The sequence below is a fragment of the Bradyrhizobium acaciae genome (genome assembly GCF_020889785.1).
Lineage (GTDB): Bacteria > Pseudomonadota > Alphaproteobacteria > Rhizobiales > Xanthobacteraceae > Bradyrhizobium > Bradyrhizobium acaciae.
Genome location: NZ_JACMYK010000030.1, coordinates 37,368 through 61,882, shown reverse-complemented (window position 1 = coordinate 61,882; position 24,515 = coordinate 37,368). Strand labels below are relative to the sequence as shown.

Genomic DNA, 24,515 nt, shown 5'->3' with positions numbered 1-24,515 from the left:
CGAACGGCCGGTCACCCGGCTTGCGATCACCGAACTTGCGATCGTCCGGCTTCCGGCTGCGTTGCGCCGATCCGACCTTGCCACGTTCCTTGCCACGATCGCCGGCGCGGTCGCTGTCACGGCCCTTGTCGCGCCCTTTGGCGCGATCGCCCGGCGATGTGGTTCTCTTGATACGGCGGCTCATGGTGGTTTTTCGGCTCCAGACCTGCATTGTGCCTAGCGCAAATGCCGCGAATCGTCACGGCGAAATCGGCGTGAATCCGGCACGGCGTCGGCCATCTTGGGCCGCGCACGCAATCGGCGGGGGGCTTTGGAAATGAGACTGGCGATATCGGCTTTGGCGGCGGCCCTGACGTTCACGGGCCCGGCGCTCGCCCAGCAAAGCCCGATGCCGGAAGATCTGGCCTGGAAGCTCCTGGAACTCGGCCGCGTCATCGACCCGCCCAAGACGGCTGCGCTGTACGCACCGCTGCAACAGAAAGAGCCCTACCAGGGCGTCAAGGTCGAGCGCGACGTCAAATACGGCCCCGCCGAGCGCCACCTCCTCGACGTCTTCGCGCCGGACACGGCGGCGGCGCCACGACCGGTGCTGATCTACATCCATGGCGGCGGCTTTGTCGCCGGCAACAAACGCGGCCCCGGCAGCCCGTTCTACGACAACGTCATGCTGTGGGCCGCAAGGAGGGGCTTCGTCGGCGTCAATGCCACCTACCGCCTGGCGCCGGCGTTTCCGTGGCCGGCAGGCGCCGAAGACATGGGCGCGATCGTGCAGTGGGTCTCGGAAAACATCGCCTCCCGCGGCGGCAACCCTGCGCGCATCTTCCTGATGGGCCAGTCCGCCGGCGCGGTCCATGTCGCAAGCTATGTCTCACACGGCGAATTCCACAAGGTAAAGGGCGGCGGCCTTGCCGGCGCGATCATGGTGTCGGGCATCTACGACCTGACGGCCTCGCCGGCCGGCGACGCCGAGCTCGCCTATTACGGCTCCGACCCCTCGCGCTATGCCGAACGCTCCTCGCTGCAAGGCCTGGTCGGAAGCCCGATCCCGCTCCTGATCACCGCGGCCGAGCTCGATCCGCCGCGCTTCGTCGAGCAGTTCGAGCTGTTGAAGCAGGCTACCTGCAAGCGGCCGAGCGGCTGCGCCCGCAGCTTCATGCTGCCGCAGCACAGCCATATGTCGGAGGTCTATTCGATCAACACGCCGGACACCCGGCTGACGGATGAGATTCTGGAGTTCGTGAAGAGCGTCAAATGACGCGCCGGAGCAGTATCAAGTTTGGACCGTCGCAGCGGGCGTTGCCAAAATATCGAAAACAACCCCATGCAAAGGAGCCGGCGGGCCGGCGTTCGACCGAGCAACGTTCGACCGAGCAGCTGTCCGAGCAGCTTGACACGTCGGGCAACTCAGGGATATTCTTCTAATATTCCGAAATTTCGCAAATGCTCCCCGGCCCAAGGCTTTTGCATAGGTCGGTTGAAGCCAAAGGGGCCTAGTTCTCCTTCGGCATTCCAAGCCGATCGGCAGCTTCCGGAAGTGCCCGGAAGCCACCGATCTTTCAAGACATCCGAATCGCCATCAAGAGCAACGCGGCAAAGCAACCGATCGGTGCGAGATGGGAAAACTCCCGATGTCGCAGGATGGTCAAAGCTGCCGCCGCGAGGATCACGGCGCAGAGGAGCAAACCTGCCGTACGGGTTGCCGGTAGAGCGACCAGGATTGCGGCCGATATTTCCAATCCCCCGGTGACTCGGCACCACCACGCAGGATACCCCCATCGAACAAAGTTGCTCCGCGTCGTCGATGTCGCGATCGCATTGAACAGACCCGCACTGGCGAAGGCAGCGGCAAGCAACCTGACGAATATCATGTGCATGACTTAAGCGACCGCCAACGCATAAGCGCGCAACTCGTCGATGATCGATGCCCGCCAGGGGTTCCAGCCGAGTTCACGCTTCGCCTTCTCGCCCGAGATGATCTGATCGGAGGCGATCGCATCGGCGAATCCCCACAGGACCTTGCGCGCCTCGTCGAGCGGCCATGCCGCTACTCGGCCCCCGGCGCCGCCTAACTCGCTTGCTGCGCGTGCGATCTCGACGAGCCGCGACGCCGAACCGTGCGCACCGTTGAAGACGGATCCCGCCGGTGCCCGCTCGAGCGCGAGCGCATAGAGATCGGCCAGGTCGTCGGCATGCACGGTCGACCAGCGATTTTGACCGTCGCCGACATGAAGCGCCGCGCCATGTTCCCTGGCCGCTGCGACCATCATCATCGCGGCGCCGCCTCGGTTGCCGTATACCCAGGCAGGCCGGATAACGACCGGACGGACGCCCTCGGCTCCGGCAGCGAGGATCTCGCGTTCCAGCGCCTGCCGCCAGCGAACCATCTCGACCGGGTTGAGTGGCGTGTCCTCGGTCGCCGGCGTGTCGCGCGTGGAGCCGTAGACCAGGCTGCCACTGGTATAGATGAAGCGCTTACCCGTTCCGCGCTGGGCTTCGAGGATTGCACGCGTCGCAATCTCATCGAGAGACGCAGCGTTCTGGTCGTTGGGCGAAGCGGCATGGACGACGGCGTCCACGCCCCGCACCGCCGAGGCCAAGCTCGCCGGGTCGGCAAGCTCACCTGTCTCGACCGCGAAGCCTCGGTCCAGCAGCTTGGCCGCGCTCGCTTGCGACCGGGCGAGCCCCACGATTTCATGACCCCCCTCTTTCAATCGATGCGCGACCGCACCGCCGATCAAGCCGGTCGCGCCTGTTACCAAAACTCGCATGTCGATCACCTCTTCAAATCAGGTGAATCCAACAAAGCGGAACGGCAATACGGATGGAAATCGCAAGTCCTGATGTGGCGCTATCGATCGCGCCGATGGCGTCAAGCCGTGGCGGCGATTTTGGTGATGATGCCGCGCAGCCAGGCGATAGCCCCATGCGTGTCCGCCCGCCGGTGCCACATCAAGTTGAGTGGCCAGGTGGGCAGTTCGAGCGGCGGATCGTACATCGCTATTCCAGCTCCGGTATCAGCGAACCTTCGTGCGACCCGAGAGGCCAGCGTCGCGATGAGATCGGTTCCCGCGATCACGAAGGGTGCCGCAAGAAACTGCGGCAGGCTCAGCACGACGCGCCGTTCGAGGCCGAGATCGGCAAGCCTTCGATCGACGATCCCGGAGCGGTCGCCTTCGGGAGAAACCAGAAGATGTGGCGCCGCTGCGAAAGCCTTGAGACTTGGACCACCGGCGAACGCCGGGTGTCCCTCCCGCACGACGCAGGCGAAACTCTCGAAAAACAGCGGGCTGCTGATGATGCGCGCTGACGTCTCGACGGGGAAGCCGATCGCGAGGTTCGCCTCGCCGCTGTCGAGTAGCGTGATAGCTTCGTCTCGTCCGAACATCCCGCTAACGCGCACGTTGATGTGCGGGGCATCGACGCTGAGGCGGGCCATAAGCGGCGGCAACAAGACGAACGCCGCATAGTCGGTCATCGCGAGCGTGACGGTATTGTCCGCCGTCGCGGGGTCGAAACTATCGGCCTGTAGCGCGCTCCGGAGAAGCCGGAGCCCGTCCGAGACGGGACCAGCAAGGTCATGGGCGCGGGGCGTCGGCTGCATGCCTGAAGGCGTTCGCACGAAGAGCTCATCCCCGAGAAGCTCTCGCAAGCGCGTGAGTGCTCCACTCATCGCCGACTGGCTGAGGCCGATCCGCGATCCGGCGCGCGTCACGTGACGCTCCGCGTACAGCGCATCAAAGGCCTTCATCAAGTTGAGGTCGAAGCCGGCTATATCCATGTGGCCGATCATAAGCGGATGCGCTCAACGGGGATAGCGGCCATACGTCGAGCGCCGTGGGCCAACATCCTGTCGAAAAGCAATCACAGCGATCCGATCTGCTTCACTTGCGTCAATCAGGCTATGGCAGCGCGCCAATGAGTCCACGGCCTGATCTCATCTCGCTCTAGCTCCCGCCGCGCTCCTTGCGGAGCCTGTTCCAGTAATCCAACCGTTTCCTGATCTCGCGCTCGAAGCCGCGGTCAGGGGGATCGTAGAAGGTCTGGCGGCCCAGCGCCTCCGGGAAATAGTCCTGGCCGGAGAACGCGTCGGGCGCGTCGTGATCATACTGATAGCCGGAACCGTAGCCTTCCGACTTCATCAGCTTGGTCGGCGAATTCAGGATGTGCTTCGGCGGCAGCAGCGAGCCGCCCTGCTTTGCGGTCTGCATCGCCGCACCAAACGCCATGTAGACCGCATTCGATTTCGGCGCGGTGGCGAGATAGACCACGGCCTGCGCGATCGCGAGCTCGCCTTCCGGCGAGCCCAGGAAATCATAGGCATCCTTGGCGGCGTTGCAGACCGCCAGCGCCTGCGGATCGGCCAGGCCGATATCCTCGACCGCCATCCGCACCACGCGCCGCGCCAGGAACAGCGGATCCTCGCCGGCATCGAGCATCCGTGCGAGATAATACAGTGCTGCATCCGGATCGGAGCCGCGCACCGACTTGTGCAGCGCCGAGATCAAATTGTAGTGGCCGTCGGCCGACTTGTCGTAGATCGGCGCACGGCGTTGCAGGATGGCCTGCAACTGTTCGGCATTGAACACCTCGCCCTTGCGCGCGGCGCGCCAGACCTCTTCGGCCAATGTCAGCGAGGCGCGGCCGTCACCATCGGCCATCCGCACCAGCACGGCACGCGCCTCCGCATCGAGCGGCAGGTTCTTGCCCTCGATCTTCTCGGCATTGGCAAACAGCCGCTCGATCGCGGCCGTATCGAGCGAGTGAAACACCAGCACGCGGGCGCGCGACAGCAGCGCCGCATTGAGCTCGAAGGACGGGTTCTCCGTGGTGGCGCCGACCAGCACAACGGTCCCATCCTCCATCACGGGCAGGAAGGAATCCTGCTGCGCGCGGTTGAAACGATGCACTTCGTCGACGAACAGCAGCGTGCCCTTGCCGGTCTCGCGGCGGGCGCGCGCGGCATCGAACGCCTTCTTCAGGTCGGCGACGCCGGAGAACACCGCCGAGATCTGCTCGAAATGCAGCTCGGTGGCGTCCGCCAGCAGCCGCGCCACGGTGGTCTTGCCGGTGCCGGGCGGACCCCAGAACACCAGCGAGCCCAAGGTGCGCGTCTCCAGCATGCGGGTCAGCGCGCCGTCGGGCCCGAGGATATGATCCTGGCCGACGACGTCGGCCAGCGTGCGCGGGCGCAGCCGGTCCGGCAGCGGGTGTGGCGCGTCCTGCTCCATTCCCGCCGCTGCGAACAGGTTGCCGGCCTCGCGCGGTTGCTTCGGACTCACTTGGGACTCACTTGGGGCTCACTTGCGGTTCACCTTTTGGGGCTCATCCGCCGAGCGTCACGTTGATCTGCTGGCCGCCGCGCACCAGCGTGATGCGCCAGACCCGCGACCCCGCCTTCGAGGCCTTGTCGAGATCGCTGGTCCGCGCGATCTTCTCATTGTTGACCGCCAGGATGATGTCGCCCTTCTGGAAGCCGACATTGGCGGCGGTGCCGTCATCGGCGAGCTCGGTGACGACGACACCCTCGGCGCCGGCGTCGAGATGCAGCTCATCGGCGAGCGCCGGCGAGATGTTGGCGACCCTTGCGCCCTGGAACGGCGAGCGCGCGGTCAGCACGATCTCGTCGCGGTTGGTATCGGGCGCGGTCTCCAGCGGCACGGTGAGCTTCACCGGCTTGCCGGCGCGCTGCACCTCGATCTCCGCGCTGCCGCCGAGCGGACGGGTCGCGAAGCGGTAGTCGAACGCGTTGGGATCGTCGACCGCCGTGCCGTCGATCCCGACGATCAGGTCGGAGAGTTTGAGCCCGGCCTTCGCCGCCGGGCTGTTCGGCGCGACATTGGCGACCAGCGCGCCGGTCGGCAGCTTCAGCCCGAGCGTCTCCGCGATCTCGGGCGTGACGGCCTGCAGCCGTGCACCGAGCCACGGCCGCTTCACATTCTTGCCGCCGCTCTTGGCGGAGGCCACCACCACGCGCACCATGTTGGCCGGGATCGCAAAGCCGATGCCCTGCGAGCCGCCGGAGCGCGAGAAGATCGCGGTGTTGATTCCGGCAAGCCGGCCGGTCATGTCGACCAGCGCACCGCCCGAGTTGCCGGGATTGATCGCGGCGTCGGTCTGAATGAAGAATTGATAATCCGTGATCCCGACTTGCGTGCGCGCCAGGGCCGAGATGATGCCGTGCGTCACGGTCTGGCCAACGCCGAACGGATTACCGATCGCGAGCACGACGTCTCCAACCTGGAGCTGGTCGGAATTCGCGAAGTCGAGCGTTGTGAATTTTTCCTTGTTGGTGCCCTTCAGCCGCAGCACCGCGAGGTCGGTGCGGCTGTCCTTCAGCACGATCTCGGCCTCGAATTCGCGCTTGTCGGAGAGCGAGACCTTCACCTGGTCGGCGCCCTCGATCACGTGATTGTTTGTGACCACAAGGCCCGAGCCGTCGACCATCACGCCGGAGCCGAGCGAGCGCTGCATCTGCTCGGGCTGCTGCCCGGGGACGCCGAAGAAGCGCCGGAAAATCGGGTCGTCCAGGAACGGATTGCGGTTCTGCACGGTCTTGGCGGCGTAGACATTGACCACCGCTGGCTGCACCCGCTGCACGATCGGCGCATAGGATAGCTGAAGCTCGGCCTGCGACGACGGTACGCGGCGATCCTGGGCCGCGGACGGGAACAGATTCCCCATGAAAGCCAGCGTGCACAGAGCGGATATGGCAGCAAAACGGGCGGGTCGGAGCATTCTCACCTCTCGAGGAAACGCCGGAATATAGGCGTGTTCGCGCGGCAATTGAAGGGCGCCCGGCCGGATAAACGGCCCCCGCCGAACCAGTGCAAAACCCCTGCCAGCCGCGTTGAAGCACGCCGCCGAACTTCTATGATGGCTGTCATCTCACTGCGCTGCTCCGCTTGTTGCCTGCGGACAACAAGCGGAACTGCGAGACTCGAAATCGCTGTCGCGCGTCAGTCACGTTCGACTCCTAGGACATTTCAGTGAGTGAGTGGGGACTTCAAACACAACAGGGGTGCACAATGGGTGCGACAAAAGTTGGTGCAATCGCCATCGGGTTGGCAGGGGCGCTTGCCGCCTCGCCGGCCTATTCGCAATCGGCCGGAGGCGGCAGCGACGCGGAGATCGCGCTGCTCAAGCAGCAGCTGAAGCTGCTCGAGCAGAAGCTCGACAGACTGCAGAAGCAGACCAACGCCAATACCGCGACCGCAGCCAGCGCAAACGCCAACGCGAAGGCGGCGGATGCCAAGGCAACTGATGCGAAGGCCGCGCGCGTCGCAACCGCAAATGCCGCGATCCCGGTGAAGGGACCGGTGGCGCCGTCGGGCGTCGTGGTGACGCTGCCGAACAACCGACCGACGATCTGCACCGCGGACGAACAGAACTGCGTTGCGATCACCAGCCGCGTGCATTGGGATGTCGGCGGCTACGACTATCGTCCGAACACCGCGGGCACCTCGCCGCAGAAGCTCGACAGCGGCGAGAACCTCCGCCGCGCCCGCATCGGCATCGTCGGCAAGTTCTTCGGCGACTGGAACTACGCGCTGATCTACGACTTCGGAGGCTCTTCCGACGGGTTCGGCGGCGCAGCACCGGGATCGCTGCCCGGCGGCGGCACCTCCGGCGTCGAGAACGCCTATCTGAGCTACACCGGCTTGAAGCCGTTCGGTGGCAAGATGGCGATCGAAGCCGGCATCATGGACCTGCTCTGGACCATGGACGAATCCACCAGCTCCAACGACATCCTGTTCATGGAGCGCGCCTCGGCCGGCATCATCGCGCAAAACGTCGCCGCCGGTGACTTCCGCTCGGCCATCGGCACCCGCTGGTGGAATGACCAGCTCTGGGCCGGCGCCTATGCCACCGGACCGACCACGGGCTCAATCCACTCCGCGTCCAGCGTTACCCCGGCCGGGACGTCCGAGCAGTATGGTGCGGTGGTCCGCGTCGCCGGCAATCCGATCAGCGGCAAGGACTATTCGGTGCATATCGGCGCCGATGCGGAATGGCTGGTGCAGCCGCCGCGCAACCAGCTCACGCAGGCGCAAACGCTCACGCTGAGCGACCGGCCCGAGCTGCGCATCGATCCGACGACGCTGATCTCGACCGGTGCGATCGCCAACGTCTCCGGCGCGCAGGTCTACGGCGTCGAGGCGGCGGCGACCTATGGCCCGTTCATCGCACAGGGCGAGTACTACTGGTTCAACGTCGACCGCACTGCGAATACCGGGCTGCCGCCGTTCGGCGCGCCGAGCCTGAAATTCGATGGCGGCTATGCGCAGGTCGGCTACGTGCTGACCGGCGAGAATCACGCCTACAATCCGGCGACGGCCTCGTACGGCGGTATCAAGCCGCACGATCCGTTCTCGCTTGCCGGCGGCGGCTGGGGCGCCTGGGAAATCGCCGGCCGCGTCAGCCAGATGAACCTCAACGACCAAGTCGGCCAGGCGGTCGGCGTCGCCGGCGGACGGCAGACCGTCTATACCGCCGCACTGAACTGGTACGTCAACAACAATGTCCGCTTCATGCTGAACTACCTGCACGGCGATATCTCCAAGCAGGCGTCAGCGACCTCGACTGCCGATGTCGGCTCGAAGTTCGACGCGGTCGCCCTGCGCACGCAGGTTGCGTTCTGACTCGATCTGAACAGACATCATGACAACGGCCGGGAGCAGCATCGCTCCCGGCCTTTTTATTGTCGCGTGCACGATTGCGATGACGTTGGGTGGAATCGGTCCGACGGCGGACTCGCTACACCCCTCCCGCTTGCGGGGGAGAGCAATCGCATATGCAAAGTTCGGTGTCGTCCCGGCGCAGGCCGGGACCCATAACCACAGGGCCTTGTTGTTGAACAAGGCTGTGGCCCCAGCTCGCTTTTATCACCCCGCCCTGTGGTTATGGGTCCCGGATCTGCGCTCCGCTTCGCTACGCTTGTCCGGGACGACGAAGTTCTTTTGCCATATGCGATTGCCCTACCCGCAAGAGGGAGAGGGAACGCAGTTCCGTGCTGATACCGTTTGACCCAATCTCGTCGTGCCTTACGCCGCGCGCTTCTTCTTCACGACGACCTCCGGCGCCGGCGCGCAGGACAGCCGCTCCTGATGGTCCTCGCCCCAGGCTTTCAGAATATCGATCACCGGCCGCAGGCTCTCGCCGAGTTCGGACAGCGTGTATTCGACCCGCGGCGGCACCTCGGCGTAAACCTTGCGGATCACGAGGCCGTCGTCCTCGAGCGCACGCAGCTGCTTGGTCAGCATGCGCTGGGTGATGCCGGGCATCCGGCGCCGCAACTCGCCGAAGCGCTGGGTGCCGGCCTGCAAGTGATACAGGATGACGCCCTTCCATTTGCCGTCGATCAGGTCGAGCGCGGCCTCGACCGCGCAGCCCGGCCGGCGTGCAAAGTTCTTCCGTTTCATCGGTATTTTCCCAATAGTATACAAACAGGGACTAGGTCCCTGTTTTTACAGTACTTGCCAAAACGACGCCAGCGCGACAGGTATCACGGCAGGCAATCGCCACCAAGGAGACCAGGCATGAAGGCCGTCGGATACCAAAAATCGCTGCCGATCGAGGCGGCGGATTCGCTCGTCGATTTCGAGATCGCCAAGCCTGAGCCGAAGGGGCGCGACATCCGCGTCGCGGTGAAGGCGATCTCGGCCAACCCGGTCGACTACAAGGTGCGCAAGCGCTCCGCGCCGACCGACGGCAGCTACAAGATCCTCGGCTTCGATGCGGCCGGCGTGGTCGATGCGGTCGGGCCCGACGTGTCGCTGTTCAAGCCCGGCGATGAAGTGTTCTACGCGGGCTCGATCCAGCGCCAGGGCACCAATTCGGAATTTCATCTGGTCGACGAGCGCATCGTCGGCAACAAGCCGGCATCGCTGTCCTTCGCGCAAGCCGCCGCCCTGCCCCTGACCTCGATCACCGCTTGGGAGCTGCTGTTCGACCGGCTCGGTGCGGTGCCGGGCAAGAGCCTCGATCCGCGCACGCTTCTGATCACGGGTGGCGCCGGCGGCGTCGGCTCGATCCTGATCCAGCTTGCACGTCGCCTCACCGGCCTCACCGTTGTTGCGACCGCGACGCGGCCGGAGTCGGCGAAATGGTGTCTCGATCTCGGCGCGCATGCGGTGATCGACCACTCGCAGCCGATGAAGGAGCAGATCGAGAAACTGAAGCTGCCGCCCGTCGGCCTCGTCGCCAGCCTCACCTTCACCGAGCAGCACTACAAGTCGATCGCCGATTTCATCGCGCCGCAAGGCAAGTTCGGCCTGATCGACGATCCCGCCGAATTCAACGTCGCCGTGTTCAAGGGCAAGGCGGTCTCGGTGCACTGGGAATCGATGTTCACGCGCTCCTCGTTCCAGACGCCTGACATGATCGCGCAGCATCAACTGCTCAACGACGTTGCCGATTTGATCGACAAGGGCGTGCTGCGCACCACGCTCGACCAGACCTTCGGCACCATCAACGCCGCCAACCTCAAGCGCGCCCACGCGCTGCTGGAGAGTGGCAAGTCACGCGGCAAGATCGTGCTGGAAGGCTGGTAGGACGATTAACGCAAAGGTGTAGGGTGGATTAGCCGAAGGCGTAATCCACCGCGCCACGCGCGGAGAACGGCGGGTTACGCTGACGCTAACCCGCCCTACGCACCTCCGCACCTCGCGAGATATCCCCACAGGCCGCTCGCGGCTTTTGCCAAAGCCGACGGCGCCTGTATGATTTGCGCAACGATCACCCCGCCTTCAATCCGGCCGCGCCCGACGCGGCAGGAACGGTGGTGACGCCCACGGGGATGGGAGGAAACCGATGAGTTTGCTCACGGCCGATCCGTCGCGGATCGATCCGGAGTGGATGACGCGGGCGCTGCGCGCAGCCGGTGTGATCGACCAGGCCAGGGTCATCGATCTCGCCTGCAAGCCGGTCGGCAACGGCCTCGTCGGCGACAGCTATCGATTTCGCCTGAGCTATGACGGCAATGAGCCGAATGCGCCCTTGAGCGTCGTCGGCAAATTCCCGGCCGCAGATCCCGACAGCCGCCGTTCGGGTTCCGCGCACACACTTTATGTACGCGAGGTCGCGTTCTATCGCGAGCTGGCCGCGACCGTCGCCATTCATACACCGCGGCCGATCCTCGCCGAAATCGATCCGGCCACCGACGACTTCACGCTGATCCTGGAAGATCTGGCCCCGGCCCGCCCGGGCGACCAGTTCGCCGGATGCTCGATCGCAGACTGCCTGACAGCAATGACCGAGGCCGCCGCGCTGCATGCACCGCGATGGAGCGACCCGACGCTCGATGCCGTGCAATGCTTCGTGGTCGCGGCCGGCCGGCGCAGAGACCTTCGCGCGGTGTTGCCCGGCATTATCGGTCAGTACAAGGAGCGATATCGTGGCGTCATCGAGCCGGAATTCCTTGATTTGATCGACCGGCTGCCGGATGCGATCCCGCGCTACCAGTCCGATCGAACGGTGCCGCGAACCCTGCAGCATGCGGACTTCCGGCTCGACAACATCCTGTTCGACGTGCGCGGCAACACAAGTCCGATGGCGACGCTGGATTGGCAGACGCTGACGGTGGGACCGGGCATCGTCGACGTCGCCTACTTCCTGTCGGCCGGCATCGACCCGATCGAGCGGCGGCTTCATGAAGCCGAATTGGTGCGGTTCTATCATTCCGAGCTGGTCCGGCGCGGCGTGCGGGATTATGGCTGGGATGACTGCTGGCGGGATTACCGGCGCTATACGCTGCATGGCATCATGATGGGCGTGGTCTCGGCGCTCAGCGTGCAGCGCTCCGAGCGCGGCGACGCGCTATTCCTGAAGATGACCCGCGGCGCCTGCGCGCAAGCACTCGACCACGACAGTTTTTCATACTGGCAGGACTAACGCTGTTTCGCGCGAATTCGAAAGGGATCGGCGTGCTCAACAAACTGGACGATTTCCCCATCCACCAGACGCCGGAGCCGATCGCGGTTCCCTCGACCAGCGACCGCAATGTCTATGATCGAACCTGGTTCAATGGCTACACCGCCGACGGCGCGTATTATTTCGGCATCGGCATTGCGATCTACCCGCACCGCAAGATTCTCGACTGCGCGTTCAGCGTCGTCGAGCGCGGCGGACGCCAGCATTGCTTCTACGGTTCGCGGCGGGCGCCGATCGAGCGCACCGAGATGCAGGTCGGCCCGTTCCGGCTCGAGGTGCTCGAACCGATGTTGCGGACCCGCGTCGTGCTCGACGACAACGCAACCGGCCTCGCCTGCGACCTGACCTTCTCGGCGCGCACGGCCGCGATCCAGGAAGCGCGCCAGACGCTTTGGTCGGGCGACCGCCGCGCGATGGATTCGACCCGGTTCGACCAGTTCGGCCGCTGGAGCGGCGTCATCCACCACCCCGATGGCGGGATCAAGGTCGACGATCGCACGTGCTACGGCACCAAGGATCGCTCCTGGGGCGTGCGTAATGTCGGCGAACGCGACGTCGGAGGTGCGCCGATGCCGCCGCCGAGCGTGTTCTTCCTCTGGGCCCCGCTGGTCTGGGACGACCACATCTCGCACGCCATCTTCTTCGACGGGACGCATGGCGAGGCGCTGGTCCGCGAGGGCATCACCGCGCCGCTCTACCGCAGCGAGGCCGAGATCCCCGGCGTGGTCGACGGGCTCGACCGCCGCATGGCGACGGCGCGGCACCGCGTGACCTATGTGCCGAATACGCGGCTGGCGCGCTCGGCTGAAATCGACCTGGTCGATATCGACGGCCACACCACGACCATCGCGCTCGACCCGATCCTCAAATTCCAGATGAAGGGCCTCGGCTACGGCCATCCGCAATGGGGCCAGGGCATGTGGAAGGGCGAGCTCGAGATCGGCGGCGAGTCGTTCGATCCCTTGGCGCTCGACCCGCTGGCCCGCGAGAACGTGCACGTGCAACAGGTCGTGCGCGCCCGCCAGGGCAGCCAGACGGGAATCGGCGTGCTGGAGCAGATCTGCTTCGGCCCCTATCCTCCCGCGGGGTTCAGCGAGTTCCTCGACGGCGCCAAAGCCTAGTTCGGCGGCACGCCTTCGACGAAGATCAAGCGGCGGTCGAGCGCGGTCCGCCGATGCCTGAGCGCTTCGGCATATTCCGGCGACGCGTACCATTCGCGCAGACGCGCCATCGACGGAAATTCGACGACGATGATGTTCTTCGGCGGCGGTCCGCCTTCAACCGCTTCCGCGGCACCGCCGCGCACCAGATAACGTCCACCATACTGCGCGATCGCCTTGGCAGCGATGGTGCGATAGGCCTCGAAGCCGGCGGCATCCTTCACGTCGACTTCGGAAATCACATAGGCTGACATGATCGCGCCTCACGCGATCGTATTGACGATGCCGCCCTCGGCCCGCAGCGCGGCGCCATTGGTCGCCGATGCCTGCCTGGAGCAGACATAGACCACGAGGTTGGCGATCTCTTCCGTGCTGGCGAAGCGCTGCAACAGCGAGGTCGGGCGGTGCTGCTTGACGAAGTTGGAGGCCGCCTCCTCGAGCGACTGGCCGTTCTGCCTGGCGAGATCCTTGACGAAAGTCTCGACACCCTCGGACATGGTCGGTCCGGGCAGCACGGAGTTGACGGTCACGGCAGTGCCCTTGGTCATCTCGGCGAGCCCGCGTGCGATCGCAAGCTGCGCGGTCTTGGTCATGCCGTAATGGATCATCTCGGTGGGGATGTTGAGGCCGGACTCCGAGGAGATGAAGACGATGCGGCCCCAGTTGCGCTTCAGCATGCCCTGCATGTAGCCGCGCGACAGCCGCACGCCCGACATCACGTTGACCTCGAAGAAGCGGCTCCAGTCCTCGTCGGGAATGTCGAAGAAGCCCTTCGGCTCGAAGATGCCGGCATTGTTGACGAGGATGTCGACCTCCGGCAGCGCCGCGAGCAGCGCCTTGCAACCGGCCGCTGTCGAGACGTCGGCGGCAATGCCGCGGACCTTCGCGCCTGGTATCGCCCTCTCGATCGCGGCCACCGCCGCATCGACCTTGGCCTGACCGCGGCCATTGACCACGACCTCGGCACCGGTCCCGGCCAACCCCTTTGCAATGGCGTTGCCGATGCCCGCGGTCGAACCGGTCACCAGCGCAGTCTTTCCGGAAAGGTCGATTTTCATCTGTCATCTCCATTGATGGTGACGGAGATATCGGGCGCGGCACTACGAGCCGCAATCGCTTTCACCGATGCGTGAGGAACATGCCACAGCGAGGTCGTCCTGGCGAAGGCCAGGACCCATTACCACCGGGTTCGATGGTGAGCGGGATCGTGGCCCCAACGAATGCAACAATCAGCAGTTGGGGTTATGGGTCCTGGCTTTCGCCAGGACGACCGCGGGGAGAGAGCCGTTGCCAAACAAAAACGGCGCCCGAAGGCGCCGTTTTCAAAACCTGGGATCGAGAGCAGCCTAAGGCCTGCTCGGCGAGACCGGCTTACGCCGCCTCGGCTTCACCGCCCTGGGCCGGACCGGAGTCCTGGCCCTTGGCGTCGACGTCGCGGTCGACGAACTCGATCACGGCCATCGCCGCGTTGTCGCCGTAGCGGAAGCCCGCCTTGATGATGCGGGTGTAGCCGCCCTGGCGGTCCTTGTAGCGGGTCGCCAGCGTGTCGAACAGCTTCTTGACCTGGTCGAGGTCGCGCAGCTCCGAGATCGCCTGGCGGCGCAGCGACAGCCCGCCCTTCTTGCCGAGGGTGACGAGCTTCTCGACGATCGGCCGCAGCTCCTTGGCCTTCGGCAGCGTGGTGACGATCTGCTCGTGCTTGATCAGCGCGGCCGCCATGTTGGCGAACATCGCACGCCGATGCTCGGCGGTGCGGTTGAGCTTCCGATGAACCTTGCCGTGACGCATTGACTTCTTCCTTCTTCAATTCTGTCGCGGTGGTTCAGCGACAAGTGCAGGTGGGCATCCTGCGTTCGCCCATCAAAAAAATCGTGGCCGGAGGTTTTCCGGCCACGACGGTGAAAGCGGATCAGTAGTGATCCTCGAAGCGCTTGGCGAGCTCGTCGATGTTCTCCGGCGGCCAGCCCGGCACTTCCATGCCGAGGTGCAGACCCATCTGGGCCAGCACTTCCTTGATCTCGTTCAGCGACTTGCGGCCGAAGTTCGGGGTGCGGAGCATTTCCGCTTCCGACTTCTGCACGAGATCGCCGATGTAGACGATGTTGTCGTTCTTCAGGCAGTTTGCCGAACGCACCGACAGTTCGAGCTCGTCGACCTTCTTGAGGAACGCCGGGTTGAACGCGAGATCGGGGATGATCTCCTGCGTGACTTCCTTGCGCGGCTCTTCGAAGTTGACGAACACGTTGAGCTGATCCTGCAGGATGCGCGCAGCGTAAGCCACCGCGTCCTCCGGCGTGATCGCGCCATTGGTCTCGATCGTCATGGTCAGCTTGTCGTAGTCGAGGATCTGGCCCTCACGGGTGTTCTCGACCTTGTAGGAGACCTTGCGGACCGGCGAGAACAGGCTGTCGACCGGGATCAGGCCGATCGGCGCATCCTCGGGACGGTTGCGCTCGGCGGCGACGTAGCCCTTGCCGGTCGTGACCGTGAACTCCATGCGGATCTCGGCGCCGTCGTCCAGCGTGCAGAGCTGGAGGTCGGGGTTGAGCACGGTGACGTCGCCGACGGTCTGGATGTCGCCGGCGGTGACGGCGCCCGGGCCCTGCTTCTTCACGACCATGCGCTTCGGGCCTTCGCCCTGCATCTTGATCGAGATGTCCTTGATGTTGAGGACGATGTCGGTGACGTCTTCACGGACACCGGCGATCGAGGAGAACTCGTGCAGCACGCCGTCGATGTGCACCGACTGCACCGCCGCGCCCTGCAGCGAGGACAACAGGATGCGGCGCAGCGCGTTGCCGAGCGTCTGGCCGAAGCCGCGCTCGAGCGGCTCGGCGACGACGGTGGCGAACCGGCTCGCGTCCGAGCCCGGCGTGACTTGCAGCTTGTTCGGTCGAATGAGTTCTTGCCAATTTTTCTGGATCGTCACTTGTTCACCCTTTGCCGGTCGTTCAGGCCAGTCGAATGGCCAAACCTGGCGTTGGAGATCGCGGATCAGTCCGCGCGGTCAATTCCAAAAACGATCGCAGGGCGGCCAAGGCCGCCCGCGACTTAGATCAAACGCGCCGACGCTTGCGCGGACGGCAGCCATTGTGCGGGATCGTGGTCACGTCGCGGATCGAGGTGACGGTGAAGCCCGCAGCCTGCAGCGCGCGGAGCGCCGACTCACGGCCCGAACCCGGGCCGGCCACTTCAACCTCCAGCGTGCGCATGCCGTGTTCCTGCGCCTTCTTGGAGACGTCTTCCGCCGCGACCTGCGCGGCATAAGGGGTCGACTTGCGCGAGCCCTTGAAACCCATCGTGCCGGCCGACGACCAGGCGATGGTGTTGCCCTGCGCGTCGGTGATGGTGATGGTCGTGTTGTTGAACGACGAATTCACGTGCGCGATGCCGGAGGCGATGTTCTTGCGTTCGCGGCGGCGTACGCGGGTGGCTTCCTTGCCCATTTCTAACCTTTCCTGTGATCTCAAACGCCGCCGTAGTGCCAGCGGCTACACCTCAAAACGCAAATGGCGAGCAGCGAATTTCGATTCGCTGCTCCCCACCTGCAATTCGCAAAACTTACTTCTTCTTGCCGGCGATCGCCTTGGCCGGACCCTTGCGCGTACGCGCATTGGTGTGGGTGCGCTGACCGCGCACCGGCAGACCGCGACGATGACGCAGGCCGCGATAGCAGCCGAGGTCCATCAGCCGCTTGATGTTGATGCCGACCTCACGACGGAGGTCGCCCTCGACCAGATAGTCACGGTCGATGACTTCGCGGATCTGCAGGACTTCCTGGTCGGTCAACTGGTTGACGCGACGGTCCGCGGGGATCTTGACCTTCTCGATGATGTCGGCCGCGTTCTTCTGGCCGATACCATGGATGTACTGAAGCGCGATCAGCACGCGCTTGTTGGTAGGAATGTTGACGCCGGCAATACGGGCCACGGACTTCTCTCCTGTCGCCGCTCCATCACGGATGCGGGCTTCTCAAGTGCTTGCTACTTGCGGGCTTGTGTCCACAAACGCGAACACGACGCCCTTCCCCTTGTGTCCTTCGGGGCCCGGCATCGTCATAAAACTATCCAACTTGGATGCGGGGCTTATTAAAGGATTCATGTCGGTTTCGTCAACCGCTCCTAGCGTTTAGCTCGCTTTTTCGTGAGCTTTTTTGTCGCCTTTTTGGCGACTTTTGCACCCTTGCGGGCATTCGCGGCACCAGCGGCCTTCTTTGCCGCCTTTTTGGCCGGCTGCTTCGCAGCCTTCTTGGCACCCTTGCCGGCGCCTTTGGCCCTGGAGGCCGTCTTGGTGGCCTTCCCGGCCGGTCTGGTGGCCTTTTTGGCAGATTCGGCAGCCTTCTTGGCAGCTTTCTTGGCCGGTTTCCTGGTGGTCTTCTTGGCAGCCTTGGAGGCCTTTTTGGCCGCCCGGGAAGCCGCCTTGGGCTCCTCGTGCTCCTTCGGTTCCAGCGCGCCGAGCGCGGTCAGGATCCGGTTGATCTCACGGGTCACGTGCTCGATGGTCATCATTCCATCGACCGTCAAGAGCTTCCGCCGCTCCGAATAATAGTGAATCAGCGGTTCCGTCATCGAGCGGTACTGCGCCAGGCGCTTGGTCAGCACTTCCGGCGTATCGTCGAGCCGCACTTCCTCGCCACGCGCGCGGGTTTCCTCGGCGCGCTTCTCAACGCGGGCGAGCAGCGCGCTCTCGTTGACGCGCAGCTCAACGACGGCATCGAGCTTGAGGTGCTTCTTGCGGAGCAGCTCGTCGAGCGCCTCGGCCTGCGGCACGGTGCGCGGGAAACCGTCCAGGATAAAACCCTTCTTGGCATCGGGCTCGTCGATCCGGTCGGCGATGATTCCGACCACGACCGAGTCGGGAACCAGGCCGCCATTGGCCATGATCTCCTTGGCCTGCAAGCCGATCGGCGTGCCCGCAGCAACCGCAGCGCGCAACATCTCGCCGGTCGAGAGCTGAACGATGCCGTGCCTGTGCACCAGCCGCTGCGCCTGGGTTCCCTTGCCCGAGCCCGGCGGCCCCAAAAGGATCAATCTCATATCTGTTTCGCCCCCCGGCTAGGTGGGCGACGTCCGCACACCTGTGTTTTGAGTTTGAAGCCGCGCCGCGATCAGCGACGGCGGCCTCCCCTGAGCTTCGACTTCCTGATCAATCCTTCATACTGATGCGCGAGCAGATAGCCCTGCACCTGCGACACCGTATCCATCGTCACGCTGACGACGATCAGGAGCGAAGTGCCGCCAAAGTAGAACGGGACCGAGGCGTAGGAAATCAGAATTTCGGGAATCAGGCAGACGATCGCGAGATAGATCGCGCCGAGCACCGTGATGCGCGACAGCACGTAGTCGATGTATTCGGCGGTGCGCTCACCGGGCCGGATGCCGGGGATGAAGCCGCCATGCTTCTTCAGATTGTCCGCGGTCTCGGTCGGGTTGAACACGATCGCGGTGTAGAAGAACGCGAAGAACACGATCAACGCGAGATACATCAGCAGGAACAGCGGACGGCCGTGGCTGAGCTGGGTGGTGAGCCACTGGAACCACTCCGGTCCCTTGCCGGCGTTGAAGTTCGCGACCGTGGTCGGCAGCAGCAGCAGCGACGAGGCGAAGATCGGCGGAATCACGCCCGAGGTGTTGAGCTTGAGCGGCAGATGCGAGGACTGGCCCTCGAACATCTTGTTGCCGACCTGGCGCTTCGGATACTGGATCAGGAGCCGGCGCTGCGCACGCTCCATGAACACGATGAAGGCGATCACGGCGACCGCCATCACGATGACGATCAGGATCAGGCCGGTCGACATCGCGCCCTGGCGGCCGAGTTCCAGCATGTTGGCGAGCGCCGAGGGCAGCTCGGCGACGATGCCGGACAGAATGATCAGCGAGATACCGTTGCCGATGCCGCGCGAGGTGATCTGCTCGCCGAGCCACATCAGGAACATGGTGCCGCCGGTCAGCGTGATCGCGGTCGAGATCCGGAAGAACATGCCGGGGTCGCTGACGACATTGCCGGCGCCCTCGAGGCCGATCGCGATGCCGTAGGACTGGAACAGCGCCAGGATCACCGTCAGATAGCGGGTGTACTGGTTCAGCGTCTTGCGGCCCGCCTCGCCTTCCTTCTTGAGCGCCTCGAGCTGCGGCGACACGGTGGTCAAGAGCTGGACGATGATCGATGCCGAAATGTACGGCATGATGTTCAGCGCGAAGATCGCCATGCGGTGGATGCCGCCGCCAGCGAACATGTTGAACATGCCGAGGATGCCGCCGGACTGGCTGCGGAACACCTGCTCCCAGATGTTGGGATCGATGCCCGGTAGCGGGATGTAGGTGCCCAGCCGATAAACAAGCAGCGCACCCAGGGTGAACCAGATGCGCTTCTTCAGCTCGTCGGCTTTCGCCAGCTGTCCGAAATTGAGGTTTGCGGCAAGTTGTTCGGCTGCTGAGACCATGTTCGGCTTTCTCCCGGAGCCCGCTTCGCCGACGGCCCCGGAGATCAAATCCCCTCGGCCAGTCGGCAGACACCGGACATTATCTGGTGCTCGGCCTCGATAAATCCATCATTCGATCCGCGGATTACCCGCCCAGGCGGCGGGCAATGACGCAGATGTTACGCCGCCTCGCCTTCGTCCTTGGCGGGGGCCAGGATCTTGACCGAGCCGCCGGCCTTCTCGACCGCAGCAATGGCCGACTTGGAAGCGCCATGCGCTTCGATGGTCAGCTTGGTCTTGATCTCGCCGCGGCCCAGCAGCCGCAGCCCGTCCTTGGCGCGGCGCAGCACGCCGGCCTTGACCAGCGTTTCGACGGTGACCGTCGCGCTCGCGTCGACCAGCTTGTTGTCGATCGCTTCCTGCAGACGGTCGAGATTGATCTCGGCGAAGTCGAGCCGGAAGATGTTGTTGAAGCCGCGCTTCGGCAGACGGCGATGCACCGGCATCTGGCCGCCTTCGAAACCCTTGATGCGGACGCCCGAACGCGCGGTCTGGCCCTTGCCGCCGCGGCCCGAGGTCTTGCCCTTGCCGGAACCGATGCCACGGCCGACACGCATGCGCTTCTTGCGCGAGCCGGCGTTGTCGGCGATATCGCTGAGCTTCATCGCCCTTCTCCTTATCTCTGCTTACTCGCCGACGACGCGGACGAGATGCTGAACCTTGCTGATCATGCCGCGAACTTCAGGGGTGTCCTGCAGCTCGGCAACCCGGCCGATCCTGTTGAGCTTGAGGCCGATCAGCGTCGAACGCTGCGAGTGATGGCGGCGGATTGCGCTGCCGGTCTGCTCGACCTTGATCGTCTTGCTGGCCTTGGCCATCGTCTTGAACTCCAGAAAGCGCTGGTCGCGCGGGTTATTCCGCCACCACTTCGGCGTCGCCGCCGACGCGGCGCGATTGCAGGGTGGAGACCTTGATGTTGCGGCGCGCAGCCACCGAGCGCGGCGAATCCTGATGCTTCAGCGCGTCGAAAGTCGCGCGAACCATGTTGTAGGGATTCGACGAGCCGATCGACTTCGCCACCACGTCCTGGATGCCGAGCGTCTCGAACACCGCACGCATCGGGCCGCCGGCGATGATGCCGGTACCCGCCGGAGCGGTACGCAGATAGACGCGACCGGCGCCGTGACGGCCGGCGACGTCGTGATGCAGCGTGCGGCCTTCGCGCAGCGCGACGCGGGTCAGATTGCGCTTCGCCGATTCGGTCGCCTTGCGGATCGCTTCCGGCACTTCGCGCGCCTTGCCGTGGCCGAAACCGACCCGGCCCTTCTGGTCGCCGATCACGACCAGCGCTGCGAAACCGAAGCGCTTGCCGCCCTTGACGACCTTCGCCACGCGATTGATGTGGACGAGCTTGTCGACGAACTCGCTGTCGCGCTCCTCGCGCTCCCTGCTCCGTTCGCGGCCGCCGCGTTCGCGTTCACCTGCCATGGTGTTTTCCAATCTCTAGGAGGCCTTACGCCTCTTGCCTTGTAATCGTTCGATTCGTTTAGAAGCTCAATCCGCCTTCGCGCGCCGCATCCGCGAGCGCCTTGACGCGCCCGTGATAGATGTAGGCGCCGCGATCGAACACGACTTCCTTGACGCCCTTCTGCGCCGCGCGTTCCGCGAGCAGCTTGCCGACCGCCTTCGCCGCATCGATGTCGGCGCCGGTCTTGCCGGCGTCGCGCATGGTCTTCTCGAGCGACGAGGCGGACGCGAGCGTCTCGCCCTTCTGGTCGTCGATGACCTGGGCGTAGATGTGCTTGGACGAGCGGAACACCGACAGCCGCGGACGGCCGCCTGCCGAGCGGCGAAGCGCAAGGCGCACGCGCTGCTTGCGCCGGGCATTCGTAACCTTGAGTGACATGACCGGCTCCGTTACTTCTTCTTGCCTTCCTTGCGGAAGATGAATTCGTTGGCGTACTTCACGCCCTTGCCCTTGTAGGGCTCCGGCGGACGGTAGGCGCGGATCTCGGCGGCGACCTGGCCGACGCGCTGCGGATCGTTGCCGGTGATCGTGATCTCGGTCGGCTTCGGCACCGCGATGGTGATGCCTTCCGGGATCGCGTAGACCACGTCGTGGCTGTAGCCGAGCGCGAGCTGCAGGTTCTTGCCCTGCATCGCGGCGCGGTAACCGACGCCGGTGATCTCGAGCTTCTTCTCGAAGCCCTTGGTGACGCCCTCGACGAGGTTGGCGACCTGCGCGCGCGCGGTGCCGTACATCGCCTGCGCGCGGTTGGTCTTGACGCGCGGAGCGACCTTGACCTGGCCGTTCTCGAACTTCACCTCGACGTCGTCATGCACGACGAACTGAAGCTGGCCCTTCGGCCCCTTCACCTTCACCGTCTGGCCCTCGACGCTTGCCGTCACACCCGACGGGATCTCCACCGGCCTTTTGCCGATACGTGACATCGTAAAATCCTTCCTCAGAACACCGTGAAGAGAACTTCGCCGCCCACGTTGGCGTCGCGCGCCTGGTGGTCAGCCATGATTCCCTTCGGCGTCGACAACACCGAAATGCCGAGACCGTTGTTCACGCGCGGCAGGTTCTTCACCGAGGCGTAAACGCGGCGGCCCGGCTTCGACACCCGCTCGATCTCGCGGATGACGGGCTCGCCGTCGAAATACTTCAGTTCGATCTCGAGCTCGCTGCGGCCCGAGGCATGCTCGACGCTGGCGTAGCCGCGGATGTAACCCTCGGACTTCAGCACCTCGAGCACGTTGGCGCGCATCTTCGAGCCCGGGGTCGAAACCTTGGACTTCGAACGCATTTGCGCGTTGCGGATGCGGGTGATGAGATCGCTGATCGGATCGTGCGTAGACATTATTCCGACCCTCCTTACCAGCTCGACTTCACGAGCCCGGGAACCAGGCCCTTGGAGCCGAGTTCACGCAGCGCGATGCGCGAGAGCTTGTTCTTGCGATAGTTCGAACGCGGACGTCCGGTCAGTTCGCAGCGGTTGCGGATGCGGGTCGGCGACGAGTTGCGCGGCATCTCGGCAAGCTTCAGCGTCGCCGCGAAGCGCTCTTCCATCGGAATGGTCTTGTCGGCGATGATCGCCTTCAGCTTCTCGCGGCGCGGGCCGGCGTTCTTCGCCATCCGCTTGCGCCGGTTGTTCTTCTCGATTGAACTCTTCTTTGCCATGCTTGGCTCCTGGGTATCCGCGTTTGAGTGGCTTTGGTTCAGCTACTCACTGCCGGAACGGGAAATTGAAAGCGGTCAACAAGGCGCGGGCCTCGTCGTCGGTCTTGGCGGTGGTGCAGACCGTGATGTCCATGCCACGCGCTTCCGAGACTTTCTCGAAGTCGATCTCGGGGAAAATGATGTGCTCCTTGATGCCGAGCGAGTAGTTGCCGCGGCCGTCAAAGCTCTTCGGGTTCAGGCCGCGGAAGTCGCGGACGCGGGGCAGCGCCACGTTGATCAGACGGTCGATGAACTCGTACATGTGGGCCTTGCGCAGCGTGACCTTGCAGCCGATCGGCTGGTTCTCACGCAGCTTGAAGGTCGCGATCGCGATCCGGGAATAGGTCACGATCGCCTTCTGGCCGGCGATCTGGCTCAGCTCGGCAGCGGCGGTCTCGGCCTTCTTGCGGTCGTTGACGGAATCGCCGACGCCCATGTTGAGCACGACCTTGTCCAGGCGCGGCACCTGCATCACGTTGGCATAACCGAACTTCTCGGTCATCATGCCGCGGATATTCTTGTCGAACTCCGCGCGCAGGCGCGGCGTGTAAGCGGTATCAGCCATCGATCTCTGCTCCCGAACTCTTGGCAACGCGGACCTTCTTGCCATCGGCCTGAATCTTGAACCCAATGCGGGTCGGCTTTCCGTCCTTGCCGACATACGCAATGTTGGACAGGTTGATCGGCATCTCCTTGGAGATGATGCCGCCTTCCTGGGTCTGGCTCTGCTTCTGGTGACGCTTCACCATGTTGATGCCGCGAACGAGAGCCTTGTTCTCGTCCGGACGCACCTCGAACACCTCGCCGGTGCGACCCTTGTCACGGCCGGTGAGCACGATCACCTTGTCGCCCTTGCGGATCTTGGCAGCCATCACAGCACCTCCGGCGCGAGCGAAATGATCTTCATGTGGTTCTTGGCGCGCAGCTCGCGCGGCACCGGCCCGAAGATACGGGTGCCGACCGGCTCGGACTGATTGTTGATCAGCACGGCGGCGTTGCGGTCGAAGCGGATGACCGAACCGTCGGCGCGGCGGATGTCCTTGCGGACCCGGACCACAACGGCCTTCATCACGTCGCCCTTCTTCACCTTGCCACGCGGAATGGCTTCCTTGATCGACACAACGATAACGTCGCCCACGGTGGCATAGCGGCGCTTGGAACCTCCAAGAACCTTGATGCACATGACACGGCGTGCGCCTGAATTATCGGCCACGTCGAGGTTGGTCTGCATCTGAATCATTGATGCACCTCGTCCTCTTTCTGCGCTTAAGCGCGCTCAAAATTTCCCTGAAATACTTCGGCCAGGCCGAAGAAATCAGGCCGTTTTCTTGTGTTCGCCCCGGACCACGGTCCAGCGCTTCAGCTTCGAGATCGGCTTCGATTCCTCGATCCAGACCATGTCGCCCGGCTTGAACTGGTTGTTCTCGTCGTGCGCGTGGTAGTTCTTGGAACGGCGGATCGTCTTCTTGTAGATCGGGTGGGTGAAGCGGCGATCGACCCGCACCACGATCGTCTTGGCTTGCTTGTCGCTGACGACCACGCCCTGCAGAGTACGTTTCGGCATAGCTGGCCCCTTACTTCTTCTTCGCGCGCTGCTGCGCGGCGATGGTCTTGATACGAGCGATATCGCGGCGGGCTTCCCGCATCCGCGACGTGTTCTCCAGCTGCCCGGTGGCGCGCTGGAAACGCAGGTTGAAGCGTTCCTTCTTCAGGTTCAGGACCGCGTCTTCCCGCTGGTCGTCGCTCATCGCGCGAATGTCTTCAACTTTCATCTCGGCCATGG

The 24,515-nt window shown here is 64.2% G+C and carries 31 protein-coding genes and 1 pseudogene; 5 read left to right on the top strand and 27 right to left on the bottom strand.

Annotated elements, in window-relative coordinates; translation table 11 throughout:
* A pseudogene (locus H8A92_RS15125) lies at positions 1-184 on the bottom strand (RluA family pseudouridine synthase); the annotation flags it as partial.
* Between the two features lie 132 nt (positions 185-316).
* Between H8A92_RS15125 and H8A92_RS15120 the strand changes: the two are divergent.
* Positions 317-1,255: an alpha/beta hydrolase gene (locus H8A92_RS15120; RefSeq protein WP_229196531.1), complete on the top strand. Its 939-nt coding sequence runs from the start codon at positions 317-319 to the stop codon at positions 1,253-1,255.
* A 301-nt stretch (positions 1,256-1,556) separates the two neighbouring features.
* Here H8A92_RS15120 and H8A92_RS15115 read toward each other — a convergent pair whose 3' ends face one another.
* The 5 genes from H8A92_RS15115 to H8A92_RS15095 form a co-directional block, all read right to left on the bottom strand.
* A complete protein-coding gene (locus H8A92_RS15115) occupies positions 1,557-1,868 on the bottom strand; it encodes a DoxX family protein (protein WP_338026544.1) in 312 nt (103 codons plus the stop codon).
* A 9-nt stretch (positions 1,869-1,877) separates the two neighbouring features.
* A complete protein-coding gene (locus H8A92_RS15110) occupies positions 1,878-2,768 on the bottom strand; it encodes an NAD-dependent epimerase/dehydratase family protein (protein ID WP_229196529.1) in 891 nt (296 codons plus the stop codon).
* 101 nt (positions 2,769-2,869) lie between these two features.
* On the bottom strand, positions 2,870-3,778 hold the full coding sequence (locus tag H8A92_RS15105; RefSeq protein ID WP_229196528.1) for a LysR family transcriptional regulator: 909 nt from the start codon (positions 3,776-3,778) through the stop codon (positions 2,870-2,872).
* Positions 3,779-3,944: 166 nt separating this feature from the next.
* Positions 3,945-5,279 (bottom strand): replication-associated recombination protein A, encoded by a 1,335-nt coding sequence (locus H8A92_RS15100; RefSeq protein WP_229196527.1) that lies wholly within the window; start codon positions 5,277-5,279, stop codon positions 3,945-3,947.
* Between the two features lie 43 nt (positions 5,280-5,322).
* Positions 5,323-6,681 (bottom strand): DegQ family serine endoprotease, encoded by a 1,359-nt coding sequence (locus tag H8A92_RS15095; RefSeq protein WP_229196526.1) that lies wholly within the window; start codon positions 6,679-6,681, stop codon positions 5,323-5,325.
* A gap of 344 nt (positions 6,682-7,025) precedes the next feature.
* Here H8A92_RS15095 and H8A92_RS15090 point away from each other — a divergent pair, with 344 nt between their 5' ends.
* The gene (locus H8A92_RS15090) at positions 7,026-8,639 is read left to right on the top strand and encodes an OprO/OprP family phosphate-selective porin (protein ID WP_229196525.1); all 1,614 of its coding nucleotides are present in this window, start codon (positions 7,026-7,028) and stop codon (positions 8,637-8,639) included.
* Between the two features lie 402 nt (positions 8,640-9,041).
* On the opposite strand, the gene H8A92_RS15085 is transcribed toward H8A92_RS15090, so the two are convergent.
* Complete coding sequence (locus H8A92_RS15085; RefSeq protein ID WP_229196524.1) at positions 9,042-9,419, bottom strand: winged helix-turn-helix transcriptional regulator; 378 nt, start codon at positions 9,417-9,419, stop codon at positions 9,042-9,044.
* A gap of 117 nt (positions 9,420-9,536) precedes the next feature.
* Between H8A92_RS15085 and H8A92_RS15080 the strand changes: the two genes are divergently transcribed.
* The 3 genes from H8A92_RS15080 (at position 9,537) to H8A92_RS15070 (ending at position 13,049) form a co-directional block, all read left to right on the top strand.
* The gene (locus H8A92_RS15080; protein WP_229196523.1) at positions 9,537-10,550 is read left to right on the top strand and encodes a zinc-binding alcohol dehydrogenase family protein; all 1,014 of its coding nucleotides are present in this window, start codon (positions 9,537-9,539) and stop codon (positions 10,548-10,550) included.
* A gap of 259 nt (positions 10,551-10,809) precedes the next feature.
* Positions 10,810-11,889 carry a phosphotransferase family protein gene (locus H8A92_RS15075; RefSeq protein ID WP_229196522.1) on the top strand — a complete coding sequence of 360 codons (1,080 nt, stop codon included), beginning with the start codon at positions 10,810-10,812 and terminating at the stop codon, positions 11,887-11,889.
* Positions 11,890-11,921: 32 nt separating this feature from the next.
* Positions 11,922-13,049, top strand: coding sequence for an Rv3169 family protein (locus H8A92_RS15070; RefSeq protein ID WP_229196521.1), 1,128 nt, complete (start codon positions 11,922-11,924; stop codon positions 13,047-13,049).
* Here the strand turns inward: H8A92_RS15070 and H8A92_RS15065 are convergent.
* From H8A92_RS15065 to rpmC, 20 genes are all read right to left on the bottom strand, one after another.
* Positions 13,046-13,342: a DUF1330 domain-containing protein gene (locus H8A92_RS15065; RefSeq protein WP_229196520.1), complete on the bottom strand. Its 297-nt coding sequence runs from the start codon at positions 13,340-13,342 to the stop codon at positions 13,046-13,048. The two genes, H8A92_RS15070 and H8A92_RS15065, sit on opposite strands and share 4 nt — an antisense overlap.
* Positions 13,343-13,351: 9 nt before the next feature.
* Entirely contained in the window at positions 13,352-14,146 is a 795-nt protein-coding gene (locus tag H8A92_RS15060; protein ID WP_229196519.1) for an SDR family NAD(P)-dependent oxidoreductase, read from the bottom strand.
* Positions 14,147-14,459: 313 nt separating this feature from the next.
* Positions 14,460-14,876 (bottom strand): 50S ribosomal protein L17, encoded by a 417-nt coding sequence (rplQ, locus tag H8A92_RS15055; protein ID WP_212014904.1) that lies wholly within the window; start codon positions 14,874-14,876, stop codon positions 14,460-14,462.
* A gap of 121 nt (positions 14,877-14,997) precedes the next feature.
* Positions 14,998-16,017, bottom strand: coding sequence for a DNA-directed RNA polymerase subunit alpha (locus H8A92_RS15050; RefSeq protein WP_018272129.1), 1,020 nt, complete (start codon positions 16,015-16,017; stop codon positions 14,998-15,000).
* Between the two features lie 127 nt (positions 16,018-16,144).
* Positions 16,145-16,534, bottom strand: coding sequence for a 30S ribosomal protein S11 (gene rpsK, locus H8A92_RS15045; RefSeq protein WP_006021048.1), 390 nt, complete (start codon positions 16,532-16,534; stop codon positions 16,145-16,147).
* A 115-nt stretch (positions 16,535-16,649) separates the two neighbouring features.
* Positions 16,650-17,018, bottom strand: coding sequence for a 30S ribosomal protein S13 (gene rpsM / locus H8A92_RS15040; RefSeq protein ID WP_050402258.1), 369 nt, complete (start codon positions 17,016-17,018; stop codon positions 16,650-16,652).
* A gap of 191 nt (positions 17,019-17,209) precedes the next feature.
* Entirely contained in the window at positions 17,210-18,124 is a 915-nt protein-coding gene (locus H8A92_RS15035) for an adenylate kinase (RefSeq protein ID WP_229196518.1), read from the bottom strand.
* A gap of 71 nt (positions 18,125-18,195) precedes the next feature.
* On the bottom strand, positions 18,196-19,530 hold the full coding sequence (secY, locus tag H8A92_RS15030; protein WP_021081647.1) for a preprotein translocase subunit SecY: 1,335 nt from the start codon (positions 19,528-19,530) through the stop codon (positions 18,196-18,198).
* Between the two features lie 158 nt (positions 19,531-19,688).
* The gene (gene rplO / locus H8A92_RS15025) at positions 19,689-20,174 is read right to left on the bottom strand and encodes a 50S ribosomal protein L15 (RefSeq protein WP_229196517.1); all 486 of its coding nucleotides are present in this window, start codon (positions 20,172-20,174) and stop codon (positions 19,689-19,691) included.
* A gap of 21 nt (positions 20,175-20,195) precedes the next feature.
* Positions 20,196-20,387: a 50S ribosomal protein L30 gene (gene rpmD, locus H8A92_RS15020; protein WP_229196516.1), complete on the bottom strand. Its 192-nt coding sequence runs from the start codon at positions 20,385-20,387 to the stop codon at positions 20,196-20,198.
* Positions 20,388-20,421: 34 nt separating this feature from the next.
* Positions 20,422-20,997, bottom strand: a complete 576-nt coding sequence (rpsE, locus tag H8A92_RS15015; protein ID WP_021081649.1) for a 30S ribosomal protein S5 — start codon at positions 20,995-20,997, stop codon at positions 20,422-20,424.
* Between the two features lie 58 nt (positions 20,998-21,055).
* A complete protein-coding gene (gene rplR / locus H8A92_RS15010; RefSeq protein ID WP_016843760.1) occupies positions 21,056-21,415 on the bottom strand; it encodes a 50S ribosomal protein L18 in 360 nt (119 codons plus the stop codon).
* Between the two features lie 11 nt (positions 21,416-21,426).
* On the bottom strand, positions 21,427-21,960 hold the full coding sequence (rplF, locus tag H8A92_RS15005) for a 50S ribosomal protein L6 (protein WP_229196515.1): 534 nt from the start codon (positions 21,958-21,960) through the stop codon (positions 21,427-21,429).
* Between the two features lie 14 nt (positions 21,961-21,974).
* Positions 21,975-22,373, bottom strand: coding sequence for a 30S ribosomal protein S8 (gene rpsH / locus H8A92_RS15000; protein WP_024578580.1), 399 nt, complete (start codon positions 22,371-22,373; stop codon positions 21,975-21,977).
* A 14-nt stretch (positions 22,374-22,387) separates the two neighbouring features.
* On the bottom strand, positions 22,388-22,693 hold the full coding sequence (rpsN, locus tag H8A92_RS14995) for a 30S ribosomal protein S14 (protein ID WP_229181549.1): 306 nt from the start codon (positions 22,691-22,693) through the stop codon (positions 22,388-22,390).
* 46 nt (positions 22,694-22,739) lie between these two features.
* Positions 22,740-23,297 (bottom strand): 50S ribosomal protein L5, encoded by a 558-nt coding sequence (rplE, locus tag H8A92_RS14990; protein WP_229181550.1) that lies wholly within the window; start codon positions 23,295-23,297, stop codon positions 22,740-22,742.
* The gene (rplX, locus tag H8A92_RS14985; protein WP_163150589.1) at positions 23,290-23,604 is read right to left on the bottom strand and encodes a 50S ribosomal protein L24; all 315 of its coding nucleotides are present in this window, start codon (positions 23,602-23,604) and stop codon (positions 23,290-23,292) included. The genes rplE and rplX overlap by 8 nt, the downstream gene beginning before the upstream one ends.
* Positions 23,604-23,972 (bottom strand): 50S ribosomal protein L14, encoded by a 369-nt coding sequence (rplN, locus tag H8A92_RS14980; protein WP_011473865.1) that lies wholly within the window; start codon positions 23,970-23,972, stop codon positions 23,604-23,606. Before rplN ends, rplX begins: the two co-directional genes overlap by 1 nt.
* A gap of 75 nt (positions 23,973-24,047) precedes the next feature.
* The gene (rpsQ, locus tag H8A92_RS14975; RefSeq protein ID WP_016843754.1) at positions 24,048-24,296 is read right to left on the bottom strand and encodes a 30S ribosomal protein S17; all 249 of its coding nucleotides are present in this window, start codon (positions 24,294-24,296) and stop codon (positions 24,048-24,050) included.
* Between the two features lie 10 nt (positions 24,297-24,306).
* Positions 24,307-24,513: a 50S ribosomal protein L29 gene (gene rpmC / locus H8A92_RS14970; RefSeq protein ID WP_024578576.1), complete on the bottom strand. Its 207-nt coding sequence runs from the start codon at positions 24,511-24,513 to the stop codon at positions 24,307-24,309.
* Between the last annotated feature and the right edge of the window lie 2 nt (positions 24,514-24,515).

What these genes read in the sequence shown, in the direction of transcription:
- H8A92_RS15120 (WP_229196531.1), top strand. Translation starts at nt 317, where the DNA reads ATGAGACTGGCGATATCGGCTTTGGCGGCGGCCCTGACGTTCACGGGC.
- H8A92_RS15115 (WP_338026544.1), bottom strand. Translation starts at nt 1,868, where the DNA reads ATGATATTCGTCAGGTTGCTTGCCGCTGCCTTCGCCAGTGCGGGTCTG.
- H8A92_RS15110 (WP_229196529.1), bottom strand. Translation starts at nt 2,768, where the DNA reads ATGCGAGTTTTGGTAACAGGCGCGACCGGCTTGATCGGCGGTGCGGTC.
- H8A92_RS15105 (WP_229196528.1), bottom strand. Translation starts at nt 3,778, where the DNA reads ATGGATATAGCCGGCTTCGACCTCAACTTGATGAAGGCCTTTGATGCG.
- H8A92_RS15095 (WP_229196526.1), bottom strand. Translation starts at nt 6,681, where the DNA reads ATGGGGAATCTGTTCCCGTCCGCGGCCCAGGATCGCCGCGTACCGTCG.
- H8A92_RS15090 (WP_229196525.1), top strand. Translation starts at nt 7,026, where the DNA reads ATGGGTGCGACAAAAGTTGGTGCAATCGCCATCGGGTTGGCAGGGGCG.
- H8A92_RS15085 (WP_229196524.1), bottom strand. Translation starts at nt 9,419, where the DNA reads ATGAAACGGAAGAACTTTGCACGCCGGCCGGGCTGCGCGGTCGAGGCC.
- H8A92_RS15080 (WP_229196523.1), top strand. Translation starts at nt 9,537, where the DNA reads ATGAAGGCCGTCGGATACCAAAAATCGCTGCCGATCGAGGCGGCGGAT.
- H8A92_RS15075 (WP_229196522.1), top strand. Translation starts at nt 10,810, where the DNA reads ATGAGTTTGCTCACGGCCGATCCGTCGCGGATCGATCCGGAGTGGATG.
- H8A92_RS15065 (WP_229196520.1), bottom strand. Translation starts at nt 13,342, where the DNA reads ATGTCAGCCTATGTGATTTCCGAAGTCGACGTGAAGGATGCCGCCGGC.
- H8A92_RS15060 (WP_229196519.1), bottom strand. Translation starts at nt 14,146, where the DNA reads ATGAAAATCGACCTTTCCGGAAAGACTGCGCTGGTGACCGGTTCGACC.
- rplQ (WP_212014904.1), bottom strand. Translation starts at nt 14,876, where the DNA reads ATGCGTCACGGCAAGGTTCATCGGAAGCTCAACCGCACCGCCGAGCAT.
- rpsK (WP_006021048.1), bottom strand. Translation starts at nt 16,534, where the DNA reads ATGGGCAAGGAAGCCACCCGCGTACGCCGCCGCGAACGCAAGAACATC.
- H8A92_RS15035 (WP_229196518.1), bottom strand. Translation starts at nt 18,124, where the DNA reads ATGAGATTGATCCTTTTGGGGCCGCCGGGCTCGGGCAAGGGAACCCAG.
- secY (WP_021081647.1), bottom strand. Translation starts at nt 19,530, where the DNA reads ATGGTCTCAGCAGCCGAACAACTTGCCGCAAACCTCAATTTCGGACAG.
- rplO (WP_229196517.1), bottom strand. Translation starts at nt 20,174, where the DNA reads ATGAAGCTCAGCGATATCGCCGACAACGCCGGCTCGCGCAAGAAGCGC.
- rpmD (WP_229196516.1), bottom strand. Translation starts at nt 20,387, where the DNA reads ATGGCCAAGGCCAGCAAGACGATCAAGGTCGAGCAGACCGGCAGCGCA.
- rpsE (WP_021081649.1), bottom strand. Translation starts at nt 20,997, where the DNA reads ATGGCAGGTGAACGCGAACGCGGCGGCCGCGAACGGAGCAGGGAGCGC.
- rplR (WP_016843760.1), bottom strand. Translation starts at nt 21,415, where the DNA reads ATGTCACTCAAGGTTACGAATGCCCGGCGCAAGCAGCGCGTGCGCCTT.
- rplF (WP_229196515.1), bottom strand. Translation starts at nt 21,960, where the DNA reads ATGTCACGTATCGGCAAAAGGCCGGTGGAGATCCCGTCGGGTGTGACG.
- rpsH (WP_024578580.1), bottom strand. Translation starts at nt 22,373, where the DNA reads ATGTCTACGCACGATCCGATCAGCGATCTCATCACCCGCATCCGCAAC.
- rpsN (WP_229181549.1), bottom strand. Translation starts at nt 22,693, where the DNA reads ATGGCAAAGAAGAGTTCAATCGAGAAGAACAACCGGCGCAAGCGGATG.
- rplE (WP_229181550.1), bottom strand. Translation starts at nt 23,297, where the DNA reads ATGGCTGATACCGCTTACACGCCGCGCCTGCGCGCGGAGTTCGACAAG.
- rplX (WP_163150589.1), bottom strand. Translation starts at nt 23,604, where the DNA reads ATGGCTGCCAAGATCCGCAAGGGCGACAAGGTGATCGTGCTCACCGGC.
- rplN (WP_011473865.1), bottom strand. Translation starts at nt 23,972, where the DNA reads ATGATTCAGATGCAGACCAACCTCGACGTGGCCGATAATTCAGGCGCA.
- rpsQ (WP_016843754.1), bottom strand. Translation starts at nt 24,296, where the DNA reads ATGCCGAAACGTACTCTGCAGGGCGTGGTCGTCAGCGACAAGCAAGCC.
- rpmC (WP_024578576.1), bottom strand. Translation starts at nt 24,513, where the DNA reads ATGGCCGAGATGAAAGTTGAAGACATTCGCGCGATGAGCGACGACCAG.